The organism is Glycomyces terrestris (genome assembly GCF_003933745.1).
Classification (GTDB): domain Bacteria; phylum Actinomycetota; class Actinomycetes; order Mycobacteriales; family Micromonosporaceae; genus Glycomyces; species Glycomyces terrestris.
The window spans coordinates 718,586-740,372 of sequence record NZ_RSEB01000004.1 but is presented as its reverse complement, the minus strand read 5'-3'; the positions used below and the strand labels follow the sequence as shown (position 1 = coordinate 740,372).

Sequence of the window (21,787 nt, the reverse complement as noted above, 5' to 3'; positions counted from 1 at the left end):
CACCCCCCGAGAGGAAAGCGCCCGTGTTCGGCACCGTCGACCTGTGGACCTACGTCGTCGCCTCCGTCCTCATCATCCTGCTGCCCGGACCGAACTCCCTCTACGTGCTGTCCGTCGCCTCCCGGCGCGGACGGCGCGACGGGTTCAAGGCCGCGGCCGCGGTCTTCTGCGGCGACTCGGTGCTCATGATCGCCACCGCCGCCGGCCTCGCCTCGGTCTTCGCCACCTCGCCGCTCATCTACAACCTGGTCCGCTGGGCCGGCGTCGTCTACCTCGCCTACCTCGCGTTCGGGCTCATCCGCGGCGGCGTCAGGTCCTGGCGCGCCGCCCGCCGCGGCGCCGCCGTCGAGGCCCCCGCGGCCGCGGTCTCGCCCAACGAGCGTCCGTTCACCCGCGCCTTCATCGCGAGCCTGCTCAACCCGAAGGCGATCCTGTTCTTCGTCTCGTTCTTCGTCCAGTTCGTCGACCCGAACTACGCCTACCCGGTCCTCAGCTACGGCGTCCTCTTCGTGATCATCCAGGTCCTGTCCATGACCTACCTGACCACGCTCATCCTCGCCGGGGACGGCCTCGCCCAGACCTTCCGGCGGCGCCGCCGCCTCGCCGCGGCCGGCAACGGCCTCGTCGGCGCCGTCATGATCGGCTTCGCCGCCAAGCTCGCCACCGGCTGAACCGGGTAGTACGTCACACGTGACGCGCCACCGCAGTCCGGGGCCGCGCCGCCCGGCCCGCCGCCACTGGTGCTTGACCCCACCGGGGCGGTTCGGCCGGACGGCGTGGCCGTCCTCAGGGATGTTCGAGGTCTCTACAGCTTGCCCAGGGCCCGCAACCCCGGCAGCGCCTTCCCGTCGAAGTCGAACAGCGCCTGGTTCTCCCAGCCGTTTCCGCTCGCGGGGTCGGCCGGGTCCCAGCCCGCGCCCTCGACGCCGGTCCAGGTGGCCTCCCACCAGATGACGCCGCGGCCGAGCCCGTCGGGCACGTTCCGCACCGCCTCGGCGATCCGCTCGAGCCAGTGCACCTGGTTCTCGGGGCTCGACGGGTACCCGGCCACCGGCTCGGGGTCGGTGACGATGTTCGGGTGCCCGTCCGAGTCCGCGGTGGTGAACGGGTACGCGGTCTCGACCACGTACAGCGGCTTCCCGTACCGGGTCGCCAGGTCGTTCAGGTTCGCCTCGAGCCCGCTGATCGGCCCGTGCCAGAACGGGTAGTACGAGGCCCCGATCGCGTCGAACTCGACGCCTTTCGCGATCGCGTTGTCGAAGAACCAGGTGAACGCGCCGTTGTTCCCGCCCTCGGCCAGGTGCAGCATCGCCTTCGCCCCGGGGGCGGTGTCGTGCACGGCGTCGCACCCGGCGGCGAGGAGCCGGCCCATCTGCTCCAGCTGATCCCAGCGCCCGTCCGGCCACAGCAGGCCGCCGTTGGTCTCGTTGCCGACCTGCACGATCGTCGGCCGCACCCCGGCGTCCCGCAGCGCGCCGAGGACGTCGGCGGTGTGGTCGTACACCGCGGCCGTCAGCTCCTCGAACGGCAGCTCGGCCCACGCGGCCGGCTTGAACTGCTTGCCGGGGTCGGCCCAGGTGTCCGAGTAGTGGAAGTCGACCATGAGGTCCATCCCGGCCCGCTCGACGCGCCGGCCGAGCTCGACCACCCGCTCCTTCGTGTTGTAGCCGTCGGCCGGGTCGACCCAGACCTTCGCGCGGATCGTGTTGACGCCTGAGGCGGCGAGGATCTTCAGCGCGTCCCCGGTGCGGCCGTTGGCCTTCCGGTAGACCGCGCCGAAGTCCTCGTTCTTCGGCAGCCCCGAGACGTCCGCGCCGCGCACGAACCTCTCCGGCTTCGGGCGGCCCTGGTCGTCGCCCACGGCCTCGGCGAGCGCCGGGGTCGCGGCGGCCGCTGCGACGGCGAGGGCGCCCGCGCCCGCGGCGGTGATGGCGGTTCTGCGTTTCATGTGTTCGCTTTCTCGAGAGGGGAATCGGGGTAGGAGGCCGGCCCATTCGGCGCGCCGAGGGGACCGGCCCCACCGGGGGAGTGCTAGAGCGTTCCGAGGGTCTTCAGCGCGGGCGTCGCCTTCCACGCGAAGTCGAACAGCGCCTGGTTCTCCCAGGCGTTGCCGCTGCTCGGGTCCGCCGGGTCCCAGCCGTTGCCGCGCACCGCGGTCCAGGTGGGCTCCCACCAGAACACGCCGGCGCCGCGGCCGTTTGGCACGTTCTTGACGACGTTCGCGATCGCCTTGAGCATGTTCGACTGCCCGGTCGTGTTCGCCGGGTAGCCGGACACCGGCGTCGCGGCCGAGACGACGTTCGCGTGCCCGTCCGAGTCCGCGGCCGTGAACGGGTACGCGGTCTCGACCACGTACACCGGCTTCCCGTACCGCGACGCCATGTCGTTCAGGTTCGACTGGAGGCCCGCGAGCGAGCCGTGCCAGTACGGGTAGTAGGAGGCGCCGATCGCGTCCCACCACACGCCGCGTGCCTTCATCGCGTCGAAGAACCACCGGAACACCGAGTTGTTGCCGCCCTCGGCCAGGTGCAGCATGACCTTCGCGCCGGGCGCCTTGGCGTACACGGCGTTCGCGCCGGAGATGAGGAACTGCGCGAGCTGGTCGAGCTGGTCGTAGCGGCCCTCGGGCCACAGCATCCCGCCGTTGAGCTCGTTGCCGACCTGCACCATCTGCGGGGTCGCGCCCGCGGCGGCGAGCGCGCCGAGCACATCCGCGGTGTGGTCGTACACGGCGGTCCGCAGCTGCGCGAAGCTGTAGCCGCGCCACGCGGCGGGTTTGGTCTGCTGGCCGGGGTCGGCCCAGGAGTCGGAGTAGTGGAAGTCGACGAGCACGTTGAGCCCCGCGGCCCGGGCGCGCTTGGCCATGTTCACCACGTGGGTCTTGTTGTTGTAGCCGTCGGCGGGGTTCACCCACACCTTCAGCCGCATCCAGTTGACGCCGCTCTTCTGGAGGATCCAGACGGCGTCCTCGCGCCAGCCGTCGGGCCACATGTAGACGCCGCCGAGCGCCTCCGACTTGGCGAGGCTGGAGATGTCGGCCCCGCGCGCGAACGCGGTCTGCGCCGAGGCGGCGGTGCCGCCGCCGAGGACGGCGAGCGCCGGGGCGGCGACCGCGGCGGTGAGGGCGGTTCTTCTCTTCATTGAGATCTCCCTGTTCGGTTCGAGGGGGCGGCGGCCCCGCGGGGGTGCGGGGCCGCCGGGGCTCTAGTCGGCGACGATCACGACCCCGCCGGCCGGGACGCGGCCGTCGTACGCGGTGCCGTCGAGCGCGTTCACGCCCGCGCCGGGCACCTCGGCGTCGTCGCCGGTGTGGTTGATGAGGAACCGGTGCCCGCCGCGGCGGACGACCTCGACGCCCTCCGGGACGCCTTGGGGCCGTTCGACACCGGCGGCGTCCATGGCGGTGGCGAGCAGCTCGCGCAGGCCGGTCGGCTCGTCGAGCGCGGTCGCGGCGTACCAGGCGGTGCCCCGGCCGAGGTCGTGCCGGGTCAGCGCCGGGCGGCCCGCGTCGGGCCCGGACGCGAAGCGCGCCACGGCCTCCGCCCCGTCGAGGCGCACGTGCTCGGACCAGATCCGGCCCGCCGCGGCGCCGCCGAGGCCGGCGCCCGCGTCGAGCGCCACCGCCTCGCCCTCGTGGAGCGGGTGGAACTCCTCGATCCACAGGCCGAGCGTCTCGCGCAGCGCGCCGGGGTGCGGCCCGGGGTGCACGGTGTCGTGCTCGTCGACGATCCCCGAGAAGTACGAGACGACCAGGTGCCCGCCGTTCTCGACGTAGCCGCGCAGGTTCTTCGAGGCCGCGTCGGTGAGCACATAGGACGACGGGGCGACGACGAGCCGGTAGTCCGACAGGTCCGCCTCGGGGTGGGCGAAGTCGACGGTGACGTGCTGGCGCCACAGCGCCGCGTAGTACGCCTCGACGCGCTCGCGGTACCGCAGGTCGACCGAGGGCCGCCACTCGAGTTCGAGCGCCCACCAGGACTCCCAGTCCCACAGGACCGCCACCTCGGCCTCGACCTCACATCCGACCACTTCGGACAGTCGCTTGAGGTCGTTCCCGAGCGCGGCGACGTCGCGCCACACCTCGGTGTCGGTGCCGCCGTGGGGGACCATCGCGGAGTGGAACTTCTCGGCGCCGGCCCGGGAGGCCCGCCACTGGAAGAACATGAGGCCGTCGGCGCCGCGCGCGACGTGCGCGAGCGAGTTGCGGCGCAGCTCGCCGGGGGTCTTGGCGATGTTGCGCGGCTGCCAGTTCACCGCGGACGTGGAGTGCTCCATGACCATCCACGGGCCGCCGGCGACGGCGCGGGTGAGGTCGGCGCTCATCGACAGCTCGATGTGGTGGTCCTCGCGCTCGGCGATGAGGTAGTGGTTGTTGGCGACCACGTCCACGGCCGGGGCCCAGCGCCGGTAGTCCATGCCCTCGCAGTTGGGGATCATGAAGTTCGTGGTCGCCGGCGCGGGGGAGTGGCGGGCGATGATCTCGCGCTGGAGCCGGTAGTTGGCGATGTGCTCGTCGTTGGAGAACCGCTTCCAGTCGAGCAGGAGCGCGGGGTTGACGCCCGGCGGCGCGGCCGCGGGGGCCTCGACCTGGTCGAAGGACCGGTACACCAGACCCCAGAACGCGGTGCCCCAGGCGTCGTTGAGCCGGTCGACGTCGCCGTACTTCGCCGCGAGCCAGTCCTGGAACGCCGCGGCGGACGCCTCGCAGTAGCACTCCACATTGGCCCAGCCGTACTCGTTGTGCACGTGCCACAGCTCGACCGCGGGGTGCCTCCCGTACCGGGCCGCCAGCTGCTCCACGATGGAGGCGCAGGCGTCGCGGTAGGCCGGGGAGGAGGGGCACACGCCGTGGCGCGAGCCGCCGGCGAGGGTGCGGCCCTCGGCGTCGACGAGGCGGATCTCGGGGTGCGCCTTGCGCAGCCACGCCGGCGGCGAGGAGGTCGGGGTCCCCAGGTTCACCCCGATCCCGCCCTCGTGCAGCAGGCCGACGACCTCGTCGAGGCCCCGCCAGTCGTACTCGCCCGGGGCGGGTTCGATGATCCCCCAGTTGAAGACCCCGAGGCTGACGAGGTTGACGCCCGCCTCGCGCATGAGGCGCACGTCCTCCCGCCAGACCTCCTCCGGCCACTGTTCGGGGTTGTAGTCGCCTCCGTAGCGAATGGTCTGCACCGCGGTCTCCTGTGGGGTTCCTTGCGTCAATGCCTGTGAACGTGCACAGTACCGCACGCTTATCGGCCCTGCAACCTGTGCTTCAGTCGGTGCTCGTTTCGAAATTGTGATCGTTTCATGAAGTGCGTTCCACGTGAAACGGATGTGAACGGACAAAAATACGTTGCCAAGTGCGACGTGAGTCGCTAGATTCGTGTAAACGTTCACAGTCTGGCGGCACGCCGAACTCAGCCCAGCGCGCGCCGGACACCCTCTCACCGAGACAAGGACTTGACATGCGCAGCAACGGTGCTTACGCGGGACCCTCGATGAACCGGCGCCACCTCCTCGCCGCGGGCGGCGGCGTCGCCGCGGCCGGGGCCCTCGCCGCCTGCGGCGGCCCCGAGGCGGAGGAGCAGGCCTCCGGCGGCCTCGAATGGGACGCCGACGCCCAGCAGTACGTCATCGAGGAGGAGATCGCCTCCGGCGAGGCCCCCCTCAAGCTCTGGTTCGAGAACGAGGACCTCGCGAACGCCCAGATCGCCGCGTTCAAGGAGGCGTTCAAGGACGTCTACCCCGACATCCGGTTCGAGTACGAGCTGGTCGCCCAGAACGACGCCGTCAACGAGATGTCCCTCGCCGGCGAGGCCGGCAACGGCGGCGACGTCTTCATGAGCTTCTACGACCAGGTCGCCCGCGCCATCGAGGAGGGCACCGCCGCGCCCCTCGGCGAATACGAGTCCGTCCTCAAGGGACGCATGGCCGAGAACTTCACCGGCGCCGTCTCGGGCGAGGACGGCCAGATGTACGCCGTGCCCGTCACCACCGAGTCCATCGCGCTCATGTACAACAAGACGCTCCTCGCCGCCGAGACCGGCTCCGACCAGCCCGCCGCGAGCTGGGAGGACATCAAGGCCCTCGCCGCCTCCTACAACGACCCGGCCGCCAACAAGTGGACGATCCGCTGGGTCCCCGGCGAGATCTACTACTCCTACTCGGTGCTCTCCTCCATGGGCTGGCAGGCGTACCCGGACGGCGACGTCGCCGAGCCCGGCTTCGACGACCCGGCCCTGGCCGAGGCCCTCGAGTACTACAAGGGCCTGCGCGAGGTCTGGAACGTGCCCTCCGCCGACGCCACCCCCGAGACCGTCGAGGCCGAGTTCGCCGCCGGCAACACCCCGTACATCATCACCGGCCCGTGGGCGTTCTCCGCCTTCGACGCCGGCGCCGCCGAGCACGGCTTCGAGTACGGCGTCACCACCATCCCGGCCGCCGCCTCCGGCGACCCCGCGTCCTCCTTCGCCGGCATGCACGTCATCGCCGTCTCCGCGTACACGAAGTACCCGGCCGCCGCGCGCGTCTTCGCCAACTTCATGGCCTCCGACGCCGGCGCCGCCGCCCTCTACGCCACCACCGGCCAGATCCCGGCCCTCAACCCCGACCTGCTCGCGAACATCGCCGGCCTCTCCGAGGACCCGCACGTCGCCGGCATCGTCGCCCAGGGCGCCCAGGCCGACCTGTTCCCGCAGCTGCCCGAGTACTTCTGGTCCACCGCCAACGAGATGACCGTCGCCGTCTGGGACGACCTCTCGTCCTCCGCCGACGCCGCCGCCGCGGCCGTCGCCGGCTACGACGAGCTCGCCGGACTCTAACCGCGCCAAGGGATACAGACGCAATGCGCACCGCTCACAAGGGCGGCCTACCCGCACCGGTGCCGGGCCTCGCCTCGGCACTGGTGTGGGGCGCCGGCCAGCTGCTCAACCGCCAGGCCGGCAAGGCCGCGTTCTTCTTCGCCTTCTTCGCCGCCCTCATCGGCTGGGAGATCGGCACCGGCAACTACTACGCCGGCATGGACTACGACGCCCGCGGCAACGGCGGCTTCTTCGTCAAGGGCCTGTGGGGCCTGTTCACGCTCGGCACCCAGCCGCGCCAGATGACCGTCACCGGCCTCACCGACGGCGACAACTCCATCGTCCTCATGGCCAACGGCCTCATCGCCCTCCTCACCCTCGCGCTCCTGGCGATCGTGTGGGTCTGGAGCATCCGCGACGCCCTCGGGCACCGCCGCGCCCGCAACGCCGGCGCCCCGCACGAGACCTCCCGCGCCTACTTCAAGCGGGTCTGGGAAGGCGCCTTCGCCTACATCGTCCTCTCGCCCGGCCTGGTCCTCATCGTCTTCATGTCCGTCCTGCCGGTCCTCTTCGGCATCCTCGTCGCCTTCACCGACTACAACCGCGACAACCTGCCCCCCAAGAACCTCGTCAACTGGGTCGGCTTCGAGAACTTCGCGACCGTCTTCGCCGTCCCCTCCTGGACCGCGACGTTCCTCGGCGTCCTCGGCTGGACCTTCGTGTGGGCCGTCGTCGCCACCGCCACCACCTACGCCGCCGGGTTCCTCCAGGCCGTCCTCCTCGCGAACCGGAAGGTCAGGTTCCCGCGCGTGTGGCGCTCGGTGTTCCTGCTCCCGTGGGCCGTCCCCGGCATCGTCTCGGCCCTCGTCTTCCGCTCCATGTTCAACGGCCAGTTCGGCCCGATCAGCCAGTGGCTCATGGACATCGGCCTCACCGACGAGCGCGTCTACTGGTTCACCGACCCGTCCCACCCCAACCTCGCCCGCGGCGTCGCCCTCCTGGTCAACCTGTGGCTCGGCTTCCCGTTCTTCATGGCGCTCGTCGGCGGCGTCCTCACCAACATCCCCGACAGCTACTACGAGGCCGCCCGCATGGACGGCGCCGGCCCCCTCCAGCAGCTGCGGCACATCACCTTCCCGGTGGTCCACCGCACCGTCTCGCCCCTGCTCATCCTCGCGTTCGTGTCCAACTTCAACAACTTCGGCGTCATCTACTTCCTCACCCAGGGCGGACCCGACAACGCCGACTACCGCTTCGCCGGTAGCACCGACCTGCTCATCACCTGGCTGTTCAACCTCACCCTGGACAACCGCCTCTACAACATCGGCGCCGTGATGAGCATGCTCATCTTCGTCATCGTCGGCACCATCTCCGTGTGGAACCTCAACCGCTCCAAGGCGATTCGGGAGCTGTGAACCAATGACCGCAACACTCGACGCAACCGCCCGCGCCCGCGCAGCCCGCAAGCGCCGCCCCGCCGCACCCCGCGGCGAGCGCCTCGCGAGCGCCTTCCTCCACCTCGAACTCCTGGTCGTCGCGATCATCGTGGTCTTCCCGCTCCTGTGGATCGTCGGCGCCTCCTTCAGCCCCGGCGACGGCCTCATGGACGCCGAGCCCGTCCCCGACGGCGCCACCCTCGACCACTACGTCAGCCTCTTCACCGAGACCGACTACGGCCGCTGGTACCTCAACTCGCTCTACGTCGCCGTCCTCAACACGGTCGGCTCCGTCGTCCTCTCCGCCCTGTGCGGCTACGTGTTCTCCCGCATCCGCTTCAAGGGCCGCAAGGCCGGGCTCCTGGGCATCCTCATCCTCCAGATGTTCCCGACCTTCCTCACCGCCATCGCCGTCTACATGCTGTTCCTCAACTTCGGACTGCTCGACTCCCTCACCGGCCTCGCCCTCGTGAGCATCGCCGCCGCCCTGCCCTACAACACCTGGCTCATGAAGGGCTACACCGACAACCTGCCCGCCAGCCTGGACGAGGCCGCCGCCATCGACGGCGCGAGCCGCTGGACGATCTTCGTGAAGATCGTCCTCCCGCTCATGCGCCCCATGCTCACCTTCGTGGCCATCACGCAGTTCACGATGCCGTGGATGGACTTCATCCTCCCGGCGCTGCTGCTCCAGAGCCCCGAGAAGCAGACCGTCGCGCTCGGCCTGTTCGCCATGATCGAGGACGTCTACCAGAACGCGTTCACGACCTTCGCCGCCGGCGCGGTCATCCTCGCCGTCCCGATCACCGTCCTCTACATCGTCCTCCAGCGCTACCTGGTGACCGGCGCGAGCGCCGGCGCCGAGAAGGGATAGACCGAATGCCGCCCATCCGAGGCGCCGACGTGTCCATGACCGCCGAGATCGAGGCGCGCGGCGCGGTCTTCCGCGCCGCGGGCGCCGAACGCGACCTCTTCGAACTCCTGGCGGAGACCGGCGTCAACTGGATCCGCCTGCGCCTGTGGGTCGACCCGCGCGACGAGTCCGGCGAGCCGTACATGGGCGGCACCAACGACCTCGCGACCACGATCGCGCTGGCCCGCCGGGCGAAGGCCGCGGGCCAGCGGCTCCTGCTCGACCTCCACTACTCGGACTTCTGGACCGACCCGAAGAAGCAGTCGGTCCCGAAGTCGTGGCGCGGCCTCGCCGGCGAGGCCCTCCGGGCGCGCGTGCACGACTGGACCGCCGAGGTCCTGGCCGCGCTCGCCGACGCCGGCGCGTACCCGGACATGGTCCAGGTCGGCAACGAGATCACCAACGGGATGCTCTGGCCCGAGGGCCGCATCCCGAGGTTCCTCGACGCCGAGCGCCGCTTCGCGGCCGAGGACCCGGCGGCGTTCGACCGCCTCGCCGGGCTCCTCGCGGCCGGCGCCGCCGCGGTCCGCGAGTCCGGGGCCGCGCGGGTCATGCTCCACCTCGACTGCGGCGGCGCGAACGAGCTGTACCGCGGCTGGTTCGACCAGGCCACGGTCCGCGGCCTCGACTACGACGTCATCGGCCTGTCGTACTACCCGTACTGGCACGGGACCCTGGACGACCTGGGCGCCAACCTGAACGACCTCGCCCTGCGCTACGGCAAGGACCTCGTCGTGGTCGAGACCGCCTACGCGTGGACGGACGCGCGGCCCGAGGGCCACCACCAGGTCTTCACCGCGGCGCTCGCCGAGGGCTGCGGCTACGAGGTGTCGCCCGCGGGCCAGGCCGCGTTCCTGCGCGACCTGTACGCCACCGTGGCCGCCGTCCCGCACGGCCGCGGGCTGGGGATCGTCTACTGGGAGCCGGCGTGGCTCCCGGTGGACGGCACCACCTGGGCGTCGCGGGCCGGCATGGAGTACGGCGACGACGTGGTGGACGAGGCCGGCAGCTCGTGGGCGAACCAGGCCCTGTTCGACTTCGGCGGCGAGGCGCTGCCGTCGCTGCGGGCGCTCGGCGGCGACGCCGGGTGAACGCGCGGGGAGGCGGCCTTCCCCTTGGGCGGCCTCCCCTCCCGCGGTCCTCCGGGCTGCGGCCCCGCCCGCTCGCCGGGCGGGGACATAATGACTGAGACACAAGGGAGAGCTGAGCAACTTGGCACGGAAACGACCGACGATCCACGACGTCGCCGACGCCGCGGGCGTCTCGCGCGGCACGGTCTCGCGGGTCCTCAACGGCAAGTCGAACGTCTCGCTGTCGGCGGAGACGGCGGTGCGCCGGGCCGTGGCCGAGACCGGCTACGTCGTCAACCGCGCGGCGCGCAGCCTGGTGACCAGCCGGACCGGCTCGATCGTCATGGTGCTCTCCGAGCCGCAGGAGCGCCTGTTCGAGGACCCGAACTTCTCGGTCCTCATGCGGGTGGCCACGAACCAGCTCGCCGAGCGCGACATGTCGCTGGTGCTCATGATCGCCGGGGACGACCGCGGCCGCGACCGCGTCGCCCGGTATCTGCGCGGCGGCCACGCGGACGGGGCGCTGCTGGTGTCGACGCACGCGGGGGACCCGCTGCTCGACGAGATCGAGCGCTCCGGCATCCCGGCCGTCGCGTGCGGCGCGGTGCTCGGGCGCGAGTCGGTGATCCCGTACGCGGCCGCCGACGACCGCGGGGGCGCCCGCGCGATGACCCAGTACCTGGTCGACCAGGGCCGCCGCCGGATCGGCATGATCACCGGCCCGCTCGACACGCCCGGCGGCGCGCTGCGCCTCGAAGGGTTCACGGGCGTGCTGGGCCGCAAGGCCGCCAAGCAGCTCATCGTCCACGGCGACTACACGCAGGCCGCGGGGGAGGCCGCGATGCGCCGCCTCCTGGAGGCCGTGCCGGACCTCGACGCGGTGTTCGTCGCCTCCGACCTCATGGCCGCCGGGGCGCTCCAGGCCCTGCACGAGGCGGGCCGGCGCGTCCCCGACGACGTGGCCGTGGGCGGCTTCGACGACTCGGTGATCGCCGCGGCGACCCGCCCGGCCCTGACCACGGTCCGCCACCCGCTCGACAAGGTGGCCGAGGAGACGGTGCGGCTCCTCATCGACCTCCTCGACGAGCGCGAGGTCGAACCGGTGATCCTCCCGACCGAGCTGGTCGTGCGCGACAGCGCCTGAACCCGGGGTCACCCGCGTTCGAGCAGCCCGCGCACGTACGCGGCCTGGCCGACGTGCTGCTGGTTGTCGTTGACGACGCTGACCAGGCGCACGCCGAGCGTCACGTGCGGCGTCCAGTTCCGGTCGACGATCCGGTCGAGGTCGGGCGCGGTGAGCCCGGCGACGTACGCGAGGGTCTGGGCGTGCACCGCCTCGTAGTACGCGACGAGCTCCGCGCCGGGGACGCCCTTGACCTCGCCGGCCTGCTCGCTGGTGTGCCCGTATCCGATGTCGCCCTCGCGCAGCGGCAGGCCGAACCGCTCGGCCCAGCCGTCCGCGGTCCACACCTGCTCGCGTCCGGCCACTTCGGACACGTGGTCGTCCTGGACGCGGGCGATGTGCCACACCAGCCAGGCGATCGAGTTCGCCTCCGGTCCTGGCCGGGCGTCGAGGTCCTCCTGCGCGAGGCCGTCGGCGACGGCGCGCACGTCCTCCAGGACCCGCCCGAAGGCGTCTGCCAGCAGCTCGTTGATCTCCATCCGGTGTCCCTCTCCTCGAACGGCCGCCCGGGTCCCCGGGCGGCCGTTCGAAACTATCGCGCGGGACCGGCGTCAGCCGCGGAACCCGTCGACGCCGGTGAGCTCGACCGAGTAGTCCCAGAGCCGGGCGGCCTGCTCGGGGTCGACGGCGTGCGGCGCGACCCCGCGGCCGTCCTCGCTCACCTCGGCGACGTCGCAGTCCTCGAGGTAGACGCCGCCGAGCCCGTCGAGCTGCGGGGAGAACGCCGCCCACGTCTGGGTGGCCGCGCCCTGCTCGGGGCTCTTGAGCCAGTCGGCGACGGGGTTGCCGTCCTCGTCGACCCAGCCGAGCGCCACCTGGTCCTCGCGGGAGACGTGCCGCTGGAGCGGGGTGAGGATGCCGCCGGGGTGGAGCGCGAACGCCCTGATCCCGCGGTCCCGCGCGAGCCGGTCGAGGTGGACGGCGAACAGGACGTTCGCGGTCTTGGACTGCCCGTACGCCTCCCACCGGTCGTAGCCGCGCGCGAAGTGCGGGTCGTCCCAGCGGATGCCCGAGCGCCGGTGCCCGCCGGAGGAGACGGCGACGACCCTCGCGCCCTCGTTCAGCAAGGGCGCCAAGCGGTTCACCAGCGCGAAGTGGCCGAGGTGGTTGACGGCGAACTGGAGTTCCCAGCCGGGGCCGACGCGGGTCTCGGGGCAGGCCATGACGCCGGCGGAGTCGATGACGGCGTCGAAGCGGGCCCCGGCGTCCAGGAGCCGGCCGGCGAAGGACTCGACACTGGCGAGGTCGGCGAGGTCGAGCGCGTCCGTCTCGATGGTGCCTTTCCCTCCGGTGCCCTTCCCTTCGGCGGCGATCCCGGCGAGCGCCTTCTCGGCGACCTCGGGCCGCCGGGCCGGGACCACGACCTGCGCGCCCGCGGCGGCGGCCGCCCGGGTGGTCTCGAGGCCGATCCCGGAGTAGCCGCCGGTGACGAGGACGCGCTTCCCGGCGAGGTCGACGCCGTCGAGGACGTCGGCGGCGGTGGTGGTCGCGCCGAATCCGGAGTTGATGCTCTGCTGCGGAGTGCTCATGGACCGAGCGTAGAACTTCGAGTGCACTCGAGGTCAAATCGCGCGTCGGGGCGGCTCGGCCGTTCGGCGGGTCCCCGCTCCGGCCTTCCGCGCTCCATACTGGTCTCGTGCCTGACACCCCGAACACCGAAGCCCGGACCCGCGGGTCCTCGCCGCTCGTGCTGCTCCTCCTCGCCCTCCCGTTCGCGGCCGCCGCCTGGTGGCTCATCGAGGAGGGGGTGCGCGTGAGCGACGCCGTCGCCTGGGAGTGCTGGGGCGGCGAGTGCTCCACCGACGACCCGCGGGCGCTCCTGCCGGTCGCCGGGATCGCCTGCAACGTCGTCGTCCTCGTCCTCCTCACGAAGTCGGTGCGCGTCACCGGCTTCGGCCTGTCCCTCGCCCTGGGCCCGTACGCCGCGGTGAGCGGCGCCGAGCAGGCGGTCGCGGACGGCGTCCCGGCCGCCGAGGTCGCCGGCGGGCAGCAGTTCTGGTTCGCGGTGGCCGTCGTCGGCGCGGCGGTCGCGGTCCTCGGCCTGCTCCTCGACCTGAAGGTCACCGGCTACGGCGCCCGGCTCCTGGGCGCGCAGCGCGTGCGGGCCACGCTCACCGACTTCAAGGCGGGGGAGGGCGACTACGGCCGCACCTCCGCGGAGACGCTCGCCAAGAGCGGCTTCGGCATGGCCGACCTGACCTTCACCCACCACGGCAGCCGCCACCGCATCCGGGTGCCCGCCCGCAGCCACTGGCACCTCGACCCGGTGTTCGCGGTCTTCCGCGACACCAGCCCCGAGAAGGCCCGCCTCGCCCGGCCGTGGTTCCGCCGCGCGAAGGCCCCCGGCAAGATCCTGACCTCCACGAACGCGACCACGACCCACCTGGCCGCGCACGGGCACCCCGTCTCGATCGCCACCGAGCTCGAGCGCCTCGCGGCCCTGCGCGCCGACGGCAGCCTCACCCAGGAGGAGTTCGAGGCGGCGAAGCGCCGCCTCCTCGACGAGCAGTAGCCGCCAAGGGCGGTGCCGTGTCACACATCACGCGTGACACGGCACCGCCCGCGGCGTGCACCTGTTCAGAGAGGCCCTTCCAGTCCGTATGTGACATGGCACCGCCCGCGGCGTTCACTCGCTCAGAGCGAGCCCTTCCAGTCCGCGCGGGACCCGGCCGGCTCGGGCACGTTCGCGGCCAGCGCGAGCACGCAGCCCGCGGCCAGCAGCAGGAGTCCGACCGCGGCCACGACCTCGCCGGCGCCCTGCCCGGCGGCGGGCAGGTCCTCGCTGAGGCGCAGGTCGCCGCCGTAGAGCAGCATCGCCCCGGTGAACCCGCCGAAGGCCCAGGCCATCCGGACCTCGTGGGTGCGCCACGCGAAGAACAGCGCGCACCACAGCACGAGCAGCGGGATCAGGGCCAGCGAGAGCCCGTACGTGGCGGCGTCGGCGCTGACGGCCTCCACGTCCGCGAGGCCCCAGAAGTTCACCGTCCCTCCGCCGGCGTCGGCCCACGGGAGGAACATCGAGCCGGCCACGAGCATGGAACCGCCGAGGGCGGCCAGGCCGCCGGCGCGGGAGTACGGGGTCGAGGGAGTGCGCTCCATCATCCACCTCCGGTTGCGATCCGCTTGGTACTTCCAGCGCACCACCGCGATTGACCTGCGTCAACATCCTTGACGGGTTCTTGACGTCGGTGGGACGCAACCGTCCAGGCCGCCCGGACCCGGCCCGCCGGGCGCACTCGGTTTTCCCGACGCGCGGCCTTCAGGCCCGCGCCGCCGCCCGGCGCAGGTGCTCGTGGGCGTACTCGCAGATCACGGCATGGCGGTACACCGCGTGCGGCACGTCCGTGTTGGAGTCGACCCGCACCGACAGGTCGCCGCTGCACCACCGCAGGAACGTCGGGTCGCCGGTGATCTCGGCGAGGATCGCCAGGATCGAGTCGTCGAATCGCATCGAGTGGACGGCACGGCGGTACTCCTCGGGTGTCAGGCACGCGGCGAACGGCAGGTTCATGAGGCACAGCGCGGTCTGGATGTCCAAGTGCGCCAGGCGGAACCGCTCGGGCTCGGGGTCGAGCTCGGGGATGTCGAGCCCGGAGTAGTCGATGCGCTCGCGCCGCGAGACGGGTCCGAGCCCGGCGAGCACCACGTACACGTTGACGTCGTGCTCGATGACGGCGTTGTCGCCGAGCCCGGCGAGGTCGGTGGGCCGCAGCGCGACCGGTTCGATCGCGGTGTCGGTGTTGCGCACGATGAAGTTGAGCAGGTTCGTCTCGATCACGAAGTGGCGGATGAGGAGTTCGACCGCGAGCGGGGACACGAAGCGGCGCAGGAACCAGATGCAGAGCGCGTCCATGAGCCGGTGCGCGGTCCAGCGCACCGGCGTGATCCGCTTGAGCGCCACGATGACCAGCGCCAGGACCCGCGAGACCGGCCGCGCGAGCGGGTACAGCCAGGTGCGGGTCCAGCGGCGCTGGTCGGCGGCGATCTTCAGGGCCGTCTCGCGGTCGAGCGCGAGGGACGGGTCGGCGGTGACCGCGTCCCACAGCGGCGGCCCGGCGAGGTCAGACATTGTCGAGTTCTTCGAGCTGGAGCGCGTACAGGCGCGCCACCACCTTCGCGGTGGAGACGATCGCGTCGGCCGCGGCGGCGTCGACGCGCGGGGAGGCGAGGATCGCCTGGAGCTTCGCGAAGTGGTCGTCGTCGGCCTCCCCGTGGTAGGCCAGGAAGCTCACCTGGTCGTCGCGCAGGCCGAGCTGCTCCTTGAACTGCGCGGCCCAGGCGGCGGCCTTGCCGGTGCCGAGGCCCTCGATGACGAACATGGCCCCGAGCAGCCCGATCGGGTCGGGCTGCGAGGCGGCGTGGAACATGTACGCCGAGAGCGCCTCGGACCCGATGTTCTTGCGGCCCGCGCGGATCGCCTCGATCGAGCCGCCGCAGGCGGCGTAGTCGCGCTCGATCATCATGAAGTCGCGGTGCTCCTCGGCGGCGTGCCCGATGGCGGCGCTGCGCAGGTCGAACAGGTCGACCGAGAAGTTCGAGGCGGCGCGGGAGATCCACCGGGCCCCGTCGGCGACCTGCTGGCGCAGGTTGAACAGCAGCCGCAGGTAGTCCTCCAGTGTGGACTCCCCGGCGTGGAGGCGGCGCAGGACCGGGACGGCGTCGAGGCGCCGCTCGAAGTCCTCCCACACCGCGTCGAGGCGCGCGAACACGTTCCCGTCCGAGGTCGGGACCGGCTCGTGGACGGGCGCGGCCGCCCGCTCCGGCACCTGGACCTGGACCGGTTGCGCCGCTTCGGGCGCCACGCACGTCAGGTGCGCGAACCCGAAGGAGAACCGGCCCGACTCGGGGACGGCGAGGAGCACGGTCTGGCCCGGCTCGAACCGCCCGGTCCGCCAGCACTCCTCGAGGGCGATGAAGATCGAGGCGGCCCCGGTGTTCCCGCGCGTCTCCAGGTTCGAGAACCAGCGGCCGGTGTCGATCTGCGCGCCGGTGGCGGCGAGCTGGTCGAAGACGATGTCGCGGAACGCGTTCGTCGAGTAGTGGCACAGGACGTGGTCGAGGCGCTTGAGATCGATGAGCCCCTGCCGCGCGAGGGACGCGAACTCCTTCAGGCCCGCTTCGGCGAGCGCGCCGAGCGCCGAGGTGTCCTGGCGCAGCAGCATCATCCCGGCCTGCTCGGCCGCGGCGGCGCTGCCCATGTCCTGCCAGGTGCGCCCGGCGGCGGGGGTGCCGGCGTCGGCGGTGCCGGCGCGCATGCACACCTCGTGCTCGTGCGCGAGCGAGACGGTGCGGACCCAGTCCACGCGCAGGGAGGGCCGGTCGGCGCGCGGCCGGGACTCGACCAGGACCGACCCGGCCCCGTCCGAGAGCATCCACCGCAGGAAGTGCGCGTCGGTGTCGCCGCCCCCGCCGCCCTTCGCGGGCGCGCCGTTGAACCGGGAGGCCCGCAGCCACCGCGACGCGAGTTCGCTGCCGACGACGGCGGCGCGCTCCCGGTCGCCGAGGCGGACCTTCGCGACGGCGGCGTCGAGGGCCGCGAGGCTGGAGGCGCACACCCCCGCGGCGGACAGCAGCTGCATCGGCCCGCCGCCGATGCGGCCGTGGACCATCGACGCGAATCCGGGGACGAGGAGGTCGCCCTGGGTGGTCGCGGTGGCGAGCATGTCGAGGTCGGCGGGGGCCAGCCCGCGGTCGTCCAGCATGGACTTCAGGGCGGCCGCGGCGAGCTCCTCGTTCAGCTCGGTGGTGCGGCCGCGCTCGTCGAGCGCGTAGTGGCGCTTGGCGATCCCGTTGGCGGCGAGGATGCGCCGGCGCAGCCGGTCCCCGCGCGCGTCCACGCCGCCGAGGCGCGCGGCGATCTCGTCGTTGCCGACCGGGTCCCCGGGGAGGTACGCCCCGGCGGCGGTGATGAAGGCGTTCATGCCTCCATTCAGCCCCATGCCGCCGTCGCGGCGCATCGGCTGGATCGCTCATTTCGCGGGGGCGAAAGTACTCAGTCCCCGTCGATGCCCTGCTCGATCGCGTACCGCACCAGCTGGGCCCGGTTGTGCAGCTGGAGCTTGGAGAGGATGTGCTGCACGTGGTTCTGCACGGTCCGCGGCGACAGCGTCAGCCGGGCGGCGATCTCCTTGTACCCCAGGCCCTTCGCCACCAGGCGCAGCACCTCGGTCTCGCGGTCGGACAGGCGCGGGCGCTCCTCGGGCTCGGGCGCGTTCGCCAGCCGCCGGTACTCGCCGAGGACGAGGCCGGCCAGGCCGGGCGTGAACACCGCGTCCCCGGCCGCCACCCGCTCGACCGCCTCGGCGAGCTCGGCGGGCGAGGCCGACTTGACGAGGTAGCCGCGCGCCCCGGCCTTGATCGCCTCCAGCACGTCCGAGGACTCGCCGCTGGCCGACAGCACCAGCACCGCGGTCGGGCAGTCCTCGCCCAGGCCCTGGAGCACCGCCACCCCGGACAGGTCCGGCAGCTGGAGGTCGAGGATCGCCACGTCGGGGCGCAGCGAGCGGATGCCCTCCAGCGCGGCCCGGCCCTCCCCGAACACGGCGAGCACCCGGTGCCCGGCCCCCGTCAGGTCCCGGCTGATCGCCTCTCTCCAAATAGGATGGTCATCGACCACGACGAGCGTCGCCACCGGCACCTCCCCCCGCGGTCCGCGGCACCCGCATCTCCACCTCCGTGCCCGCTCCAGGCGCCGAGACGATCCCGACCGCGCCGCCCAGCTCCCTGATCCGGCCCCGGATCGACTGCGCCACACCGAGGCGCCCCTCGGCCGCGGCCTCCTCCAGCCGCCCGGGCGCGAACCCGGGACCGTCGTCGCGCACGCTCACCTGGACCGCGTCCCCCTCGTCCTCGACCAGCAGCCACACCCGGGTCGCCTCCGGGCAGTGCTCCCGCACATTGTCGACCGCGCTCGCCACCGCGGCCGCGAACTGCCGCGCGGTCTCGGCCGGCAGCAGCACCGGCGTCGCCGGCGCCGCCACGGTCACCTCCGGCCCCTCGTGCCGCCCGAGCAGCTCGCGCAGGTCCCGCTGCCCGTCGAGCGGCCGCCGGTACGACGCGGAGCGCACGAGCGCCCGCAGCGCCTCCTCCTGGCGCCCGGCGAGCCGCCCCAGCTCGGCCGCCTCGCCGCCGATCTCGCTGCCGCGCCGCTGCACCAGCGCCAGCACCTGGAGCACCGAGTCGTGGATGTCGCGGGCCAGCCGCTCTCGTTCGCGCGCCGCCGCACTGCGCTCGGCGGCCTCCCGCATCCGCTGCTCCGCCGCGACCCCCAGCCGCACCAGGTGCCCGGCCGCGAACCCGGTGAGCACCAGGAGGACCGTCTCGTTCACGGTGCTGGAGTGCACGCCGCCCCTGAAGAGCATCCCCGCGACCGACACGACCGCGCCCGCGATCGCGCCCGACCGCCGGCCCCAGGCCGCCGCCCACGCGAGCACCGCCCCGGCCATCCACGGCCCCACCGAGATCGGCACCTCGCCGCCCGCGTCCAGCGCCCACGCCGAGGCCGCCACCGCGGCCACGGTCACCCCGAGGTCGGCGTACAGCGCCGCCGCCTCGTACCCGCGCCGCCGGTACCACTCGGTCGCCAGCCACGTCCAGCCGAGCAGCACCGCCACCAGCAGCGCCGCCCACAGGGGGCGCGCGAGCGCGTCGAACGCGAGCGCCCCGAACAGGACCGGGTAGCCCAGGGCGACGAACCGGAACACCGTGTTCGCGCGGCGCAGCTGCGTCTGAATCCCCACTGAGGAATTCTCGCAGCCCCCTCCGGCCGCAGGGGACTCCAGGGTTCCCTAGCGGATTCGCGCTGGCCCCAGGTCATTAGAGTGACCGCATGTCCTTCTCCAGCCCCCGACCCGCCGCGATCAGCGTCGACTTCGGCACCTCCCATACGGTCGCGACCATCCGGCGCGCCGACGGCCGGGTCCACCAGCAGCTGTTCGACGGCTCGCCGCAGCTGCCCAGCGCGGTGTTCATCGACGACGAGGGCGGCCCGGTCGTCGGCGCCGACGCCGTCCACTCCGGACGCCGCCGCCCGGAGCGGTTCGAGCCCAACCCGAAGCGCCGCATCGACGACGAGTCGATCCTCCTGGGCGACACCGAGATCCCCGTGACGAGCGTGATCGCCGCCGTCCTCGCCCGCGTCGCCCGCGAGTGCGAGCACACCCTCGGCGCCCTCGGCCCGGTCACCGTCACCGTGCCCGCCGCCTGGGGCCCGACCCGCCGCCACGTCGTCGCCGACGCCGCCGCGGCCGCCGGCCTCGGCCAGGTCGACCTCGTCGCCGAACCGGTCGCCGCCGCGTCCTACTTCGTGGAGACCCTCGGCGCCGACGTCCCGCCCGGCTCCGGCGTCGTCGTCTACGACCTCGGCGGCGGCACCGTCGACGCCACCGTCCTGCGCCGCAGCGCGACCGGCTTCGACGTCCTCGCCGTCGACGGCGCCGACGACCTCGGCGGCCTCGACTTCGACCAGGCCCTCGCCGAGCACCTCGCCGCCAGCGTCCAGCCCGGCGACGAGCGCTGGACCCGCCTCACCGCCCCCACCGAGCCCGCCGACCTGCGCCACCGCACCGCCTTCATGGAGGAGGTGCGCCAAGCGAAGGAGCGCCTGTCCCGCTCGGCCTCCACCGACCTGACCATCCCCCTCCTCGACGTCGACGCCCACCTCACCCGCGACGAGGTCGAGCGCGTCTGCGCCCCGCTCGTGGCCCGCACCATCCGCGTCACCCAGGGCGTCGTCCGCGAGTCCGGGCTCGGCCCCGAGCAGATCGCCGGCCTCTTCCTCGTCGGCGCCGCCAGCCGCATGCCCCTGGTCGCCACCCAGCTGCACCGCGACCTCGGCATCGCCGCGGCCGCCATCGAGCAGCCCGAACTCGCCGTCTCCGAAGGCGGCCTGGTCGCCCAGCACACCGTCAGCACCCCCGTCTCGGTCCCCAGCCCGGCCCTGCCCCCGCAGACCGCGCCGCCGGCCCCCGCGCCCTCGCCGGTGCCCGCGACGAACCAGACGATGCCGCTCCCGCCGCCGTCCGCGCCCCGCACGCCGCAGGCGGTCCCGAGCGCGCCCGGCCCGGTCACCCAGCCCGCCATGGTCCCGCCCGGCGCGCCGACCGGCCCGTACCCGCCGCAGGCCCCCGGATACCCCGCGCCGCCGCCGACGCCGTGGATCAGGACGAAGCAGGGCCTGACCACCGTCGGCGCGGGCGCCGCGGCCGTGGTCGTCGCGCTGGCCCTCCTCATCGGCGTCCAGTACCTGCGCGAGGACGGCTCCGCCGACCTCGCCGAGGACGGGCAGCCGTCGAGCGAGCACAGCAGCGAGGAGGACCAGGGCGCGTCCTCCGACGACGGCGGCGGCGACGCCGCCTCCGACGCGGGCGGCGGCAGCGGCCCGGTGCCCCTCGCCGAGGCCGAGCAGGGCGACCTCGTCTTCGACGTCGCCGGAGCGCACACCGGCGCGGTCACGGCCGTCCGCACGGGGTTCATCGGCACCGTCCCGGTCGCCGTCTCCGCCGGCGAGGACGCCATCATCCGCATCTGGGACCTCACCACCGGCGAGAAGATCGACGAGTACCGCGGCCACCAGAACCCGATCGACCACCTCTCGGTGTTCGAGTACGACGGCGAGTGGATCGCGTTCAGCCGCGACGGCACGACCGAGGCCGTCTGGCCCCTCGCCGACCCCGCCGCGCCCGTGAACGAGCGCGAGTCGGGCTACGACACGATCTACTGGGTCGGCCTGTGGGACGGCGTGCCCGCCTACCTCACCGACTACGAGGTGCGCCAGCTCTACACGGGCGCCGACATCGGCTCGGTCACGACCGCGTACGCCGACCTCACCGGCATGGCCGCGGTCGGCGGCGTCCTGCGCCACGTCGGCACCTACGAGAACCGCGTGTTCGTGGCCGACCTCGCCACCGGCGAGCCGGTCGGCGCCACCTTCGACCAGTTGAGCTACGAGGTCGTCGCCTTCGGGGCCGGCACCGCGGCCGGGAAGGACCTCGGCGTCACGGTCACCGCCGAGGGCTCGGTCCAGGCCTGGGACCTCGCCGCGGGGGAGCCGTACGGCACCGCGGGCCAGGAGCTGCTCCAGGAGGTCACCGCGGTCGGCGTGACCGAGGTCGACGGGGTGCCCGTGGCCGTCATGCACGGCAGCCGGGGCCTGAGCATGTTCGACCTGTCCACCGGGCGGCAGTTCGGGGAGATCTTCGCCCCGCACGAGGGCGAGGACCTCATCCAGTCGGCCGTGTTCGCCGAGGTCGACGGCACCAAGGTCGCCGTCACCGGCGCCGCGCTCGGCGCCGTCCAGATCTGGGCCCTCCAGTAGGCGCGGCGGGCGGGCGCGAACGCGCCCGCCCGCGGACCGGCCGGGGCCGGTGAAACCCCAGACCAGGGCCGTGATCGGGCGTAGATTCGGA

18 protein-coding genes are annotated in these 21,787 nt (G+C 72.9%); 8 read left to right on the top strand and 10 right to left on the bottom strand.

All coding sequences use genetic code 11. The annotated features are described in order from the left end of the window. The first annotated feature begins 23 nt into the window (after positions 1-23). Positions 24-671: a leucine efflux protein LeuE gene (gene leuE / locus EIW28_RS17465; protein WP_125248957.1), complete on the top strand. Its 648-nt coding sequence runs from the start codon at positions 24-26 to the stop codon at positions 669-671. 134 nt (positions 672-805) lie between these two features. Here leuE and EIW28_RS17460 read toward each other — a convergent pair whose 3' ends face one another. The 3 genes from EIW28_RS17460 to EIW28_RS17450 all read right to left on the bottom strand — a co-directional run bounded on the left by EIW28_RS17460 (position 806) and on the right by EIW28_RS17450 (position 5,169). Beyond that, positions 806-1,948 (bottom strand): glycoside hydrolase family 53 protein, encoded by a 1,143-nt coding sequence (locus EIW28_RS17460; RefSeq protein ID WP_125248956.1) that lies wholly within the window; start codon positions 1,946-1,948, stop codon positions 806-808. Between the two features lie 83 nt (positions 1,949-2,031). Beyond that, positions 2,032-3,141: a glycoside hydrolase family 53 protein gene (locus EIW28_RS17455; protein ID WP_125248955.1), complete on the bottom strand. Its 1,110-nt coding sequence runs from the start codon at positions 3,139-3,141 to the stop codon at positions 2,032-2,034. 63 nt (positions 3,142-3,204) lie between these two features. Next, positions 3,205-5,169, bottom strand: coding sequence for a beta-galactosidase (locus tag EIW28_RS17450; RefSeq protein WP_197717338.1), 1,965 nt, complete (start codon positions 5,167-5,169; stop codon positions 3,205-3,207). Between the two features lie 275 nt (positions 5,170-5,444). On the opposite strand from EIW28_RS17450, the gene EIW28_RS17445 reads away from it, so the two are divergent. The 5 genes from EIW28_RS17445 (at position 5,445) to EIW28_RS17425 (ending at position 11,342) form a co-directional block, all read left to right on the top strand. Further along, positions 5,445-6,800: an extracellular solute-binding protein gene (locus tag EIW28_RS17445; protein ID WP_125248954.1), complete on the top strand. Its 1,356-nt coding sequence runs from the start codon at positions 5,445-5,447 to the stop codon at positions 6,798-6,800. A 23-nt stretch (positions 6,801-6,823) separates the two neighbouring features. Continuing rightward, positions 6,824-8,194 (top strand): carbohydrate ABC transporter permease, encoded by a 1,371-nt coding sequence (locus EIW28_RS17440; protein ID WP_125248953.1) that lies wholly within the window; start codon positions 6,824-6,826, stop codon positions 8,192-8,194. 4 nt (positions 8,195-8,198) lie between these two features. Beyond that, positions 8,199-9,089 (top strand): sugar ABC transporter permease, encoded by an 891-nt coding sequence (locus tag EIW28_RS17435; protein WP_125248952.1) that lies wholly within the window; start codon positions 8,199-8,201, stop codon positions 9,087-9,089. A gap of 5 nt (positions 9,090-9,094) precedes the next feature. Then, positions 9,095-10,219, top strand: coding sequence for a glycoside hydrolase family 53 protein (locus EIW28_RS17430; RefSeq protein ID WP_125248951.1), 1,125 nt, complete (start codon positions 9,095-9,097; stop codon positions 10,217-10,219). 121 nt (positions 10,220-10,340) lie between these two features. Further along, positions 10,341-11,342: a LacI family DNA-binding transcriptional regulator gene (locus EIW28_RS17425; protein ID WP_232014022.1), complete on the top strand. Its 1,002-nt coding sequence runs from the start codon at positions 10,341-10,343 to the stop codon at positions 11,340-11,342. A gap of 8 nt (positions 11,343-11,350) precedes the next feature. On the opposite strand, the gene EIW28_RS17420 is transcribed toward EIW28_RS17425, so the two are convergent. Both EIW28_RS17420 and EIW28_RS17415 read right to left on the bottom strand, forming a co-directional pair. After that, positions 11,351-11,860 (bottom strand): mycothiol transferase, encoded by a 510-nt coding sequence (locus EIW28_RS17420; protein WP_125248949.1) that lies wholly within the window; start codon positions 11,858-11,860, stop codon positions 11,351-11,353. 72 nt (positions 11,861-11,932) lie between these two features. Beyond that, positions 11,933-12,910 (bottom strand): SDR family NAD(P)-dependent oxidoreductase, encoded by a 978-nt coding sequence (locus EIW28_RS17415; RefSeq protein WP_125248948.1) that lies wholly within the window; start codon positions 12,908-12,910, stop codon positions 11,933-11,935. A 107-nt stretch (positions 12,911-13,017) separates the two neighbouring features. On the opposite strand from EIW28_RS17415, the gene EIW28_RS17410 reads away from it, so the two are divergent. Then, entirely contained in the window at positions 13,018-13,893 is an 876-nt protein-coding gene (locus EIW28_RS17410; RefSeq protein WP_125248947.1) for an SHOCT domain-containing protein, read from the top strand. 122 nt (positions 13,894-14,015) lie between these two features. Here the strand turns inward: EIW28_RS17410 and EIW28_RS17405 are convergent, their stop codons facing one another. From EIW28_RS17405 to macS, 5 genes are all read right to left on the bottom strand, one after another. Then, positions 14,016-14,480, bottom strand: coding sequence for a hypothetical protein (locus EIW28_RS17405; RefSeq protein ID WP_125248946.1), 465 nt, complete (start codon positions 14,478-14,480; stop codon positions 14,016-14,018). Between the two features lie 160 nt (positions 14,481-14,640). Further along, the gene (locus tag EIW28_RS17400; RefSeq protein WP_125248945.1) at positions 14,641-15,450 is read right to left on the bottom strand and encodes a DUF6999 family protein; all 810 of its coding nucleotides are present in this window, start codon (positions 15,448-15,450) and stop codon (positions 14,641-14,643) included. Beyond that, positions 15,443-17,302 carry a 3-oxoacyl-[acyl-carrier-protein] synthase III C-terminal domain-containing protein gene (locus EIW28_RS17395; RefSeq protein WP_125248944.1) on the bottom strand — a complete coding sequence of 620 codons (1,860 nt, stop codon included), beginning with the start codon at positions 17,300-17,302 and terminating at the stop codon, positions 15,443-15,445. The genes EIW28_RS17400 and EIW28_RS17395 overlap by 8 nt, the downstream gene beginning before the upstream one ends. Before the next feature lie 71 nt (positions 17,303-17,373). Continuing rightward, positions 17,374-18,012 carry a response regulator gene (locus tag EIW28_RS17390; RefSeq protein WP_125248943.1) on the bottom strand — a complete coding sequence of 213 codons (639 nt, stop codon included), beginning with the start codon at positions 18,010-18,012 and terminating at the stop codon, positions 17,374-17,376. Next, a complete protein-coding gene (macS, locus tag EIW28_RS17385) occupies positions 17,987-19,120 on the bottom strand; it encodes a MacS family sensor histidine kinase (protein WP_125248942.1) in 1,134 nt (377 codons plus the stop codon). Before macS ends, EIW28_RS17390 begins: the two co-directional genes overlap by 26 nt. An 89-nt stretch (positions 19,121-19,209) precedes the next feature. On the opposite strand from macS, the gene EIW28_RS24320 reads away from it, so the two are divergent. After that, the gene (locus EIW28_RS24320) at positions 19,210-21,696 is read left to right on the top strand and encodes an Hsp70 family protein (protein WP_158630447.1); all 2,487 of its coding nucleotides are present in this window, start codon (positions 19,210-19,212) and stop codon (positions 21,694-21,696) included. Positions 21,697-21,787 lie beyond the last annotated feature (91 nt).

Excerpts from the sequence above, each read along its gene's own strand:
- EIW28_RS17460 (WP_125248956.1), bottom strand. The coding sequence starts at position 1,948 with ATGAAACGCAGAACCGCCATCACCGCCGCGGGCGCGGGCGCCCTCGCC.
- EIW28_RS17455 (WP_125248955.1), bottom strand. The coding sequence starts at position 3,141 with ATGAAGAGAAGAACCGCCCTCACCGCCGCGGTCGCCGCCCCGGCGCTC.
- EIW28_RS17445 (WP_125248954.1), top strand. The coding sequence starts at position 5,445 with ATGCGCAGCAACGGTGCTTACGCGGGACCCTCGATGAACCGGCGCCAC.
- EIW28_RS17440 (WP_125248953.1), top strand. The coding sequence starts at position 6,824 with ATGCGCACCGCTCACAAGGGCGGCCTACCCGCACCGGTGCCGGGCCTC.
- EIW28_RS17435 (WP_125248952.1), top strand. The coding sequence starts at position 8,199 with ATGACCGCAACACTCGACGCAACCGCCCGCGCCCGCGCAGCCCGCAAG.
- EIW28_RS17430 (WP_125248951.1), top strand. The coding sequence starts at position 9,095 with ATGCCGCCCATCCGAGGCGCCGACGTGTCCATGACCGCCGAGATCGAG.
- EIW28_RS17420 (WP_125248949.1), bottom strand. The coding sequence starts at position 11,860 with ATGGAGATCAACGAGCTGCTGGCAGACGCCTTCGGGCGGGTCCTGGAG.
- EIW28_RS17415 (WP_125248948.1), bottom strand. The coding sequence starts at position 12,910 with ATGAGCACTCCGCAGCAGAGCATCAACTCCGGATTCGGCGCGACCACC.
- EIW28_RS17405 (WP_125248946.1), bottom strand. The coding sequence starts at position 14,480 with ATGGAGCGCACTCCCTCGACCCCGTACTCCCGCGCCGGCGGCCTGGCC.
- EIW28_RS17400 (WP_125248945.1), bottom strand. The coding sequence starts at position 15,450 with ATGTCTGACCTCGCCGGGCCGCCGCTGTGGGACGCGGTCACCGCCGAC.
- EIW28_RS17395 (WP_125248944.1), bottom strand. The coding sequence starts at position 17,302 with ATGAACGCCTTCATCACCGCCGCCGGGGCGTACCTCCCCGGGGACCCG.
- EIW28_RS24320 (WP_158630447.1), top strand. The coding sequence starts at position 19,210 with ATGTCCTTCTCCAGCCCCCGACCCGCCGCGATCAGCGTCGACTTCGGC.